This is a genomic window from Acinetobacter sp. A2 (assembly GCF_012371325.1).
Classification (GTDB): domain Bacteria; phylum Pseudomonadota; class Gammaproteobacteria; order Pseudomonadales; family Moraxellaceae; genus Acinetobacter.
This window is the reverse complement of sequence record NZ_JAAZQX010000069.1, coordinates 1-557: the sequence shown is the minus strand read 5'-3', so window position 1 is coordinate 557 and position 557 is coordinate 1. Positions and strand designations below refer to the sequence as shown.

Annotated in this window: 2 protein-coding genes; one reads left to right on the top strand and one right to left on the bottom strand. The window is 38.1% G+C overall.

The window, feature by feature from the left end:
- Positions 1 to 311, bottom strand: a 311-nt coding sequence (locus tag HHA43_RS13125; protein WP_168542770.1) for a class I SAM-dependent methyltransferase, incomplete at its 3' end; no start/stop codon positions are given.
- Positions 312 to 462: 151 nt separating this feature from the next.
- On the opposite strand from HHA43_RS13125, the gene HHA43_RS13120 reads away from it, so the two are divergent.
- The coding region (locus HHA43_RS13120; protein WP_168542767.1) for a DUF4236 domain-containing protein at positions 463 to 557 on the top strand (95 nt) is incomplete at its 3' end.

The following is a 557-nucleotide window of genomic DNA, read 5'->3' as shown; positions in this document are numbered from 1 at the left end:
GCACAAGCCCAAATCCCATCATACTTAGCTACTTCATTCAGCTCATAAAAACTTTGCTGACGTACCTCGATGCCTGTCAGTTCTCTCGCCTTTTCAACCAGCTCGGCAGAATAATCAATTGCCTCAACTTGATAGCCTTTTTTCTTAAATGCCAAAGTGTCCCGCCCCGAGCCACAGCCCAAATCCAGGATCAATGCCTGTTCCGGCAAATATCTTAGAAATGGTGTGTAAAGACTTTTCATCTCAACCTGATAGGTATTTTCAAAAAATGCTTGAGCATGTTGATTGTAATAATTTGATGTTTGATTCATTGTCTAAAAGCCAATATCTTATGTTAAAGAACATACTGATTTTTCACTAGATAAGTCAAATGATCAGTCCTATGAATGAATCAAACTCTTATTTCACTGTATCCGGACAACTGAGATAGAAACCAAACTGGTTCTTGTAAATGGAAAAAATATGGGCTTCAGATTTCGCAAGAGTATTAAAATATTACCTGGATTAAAAATCAATCTGACGCATAAAGGCATCAGCAGTGCAAGCATTGGCAAACC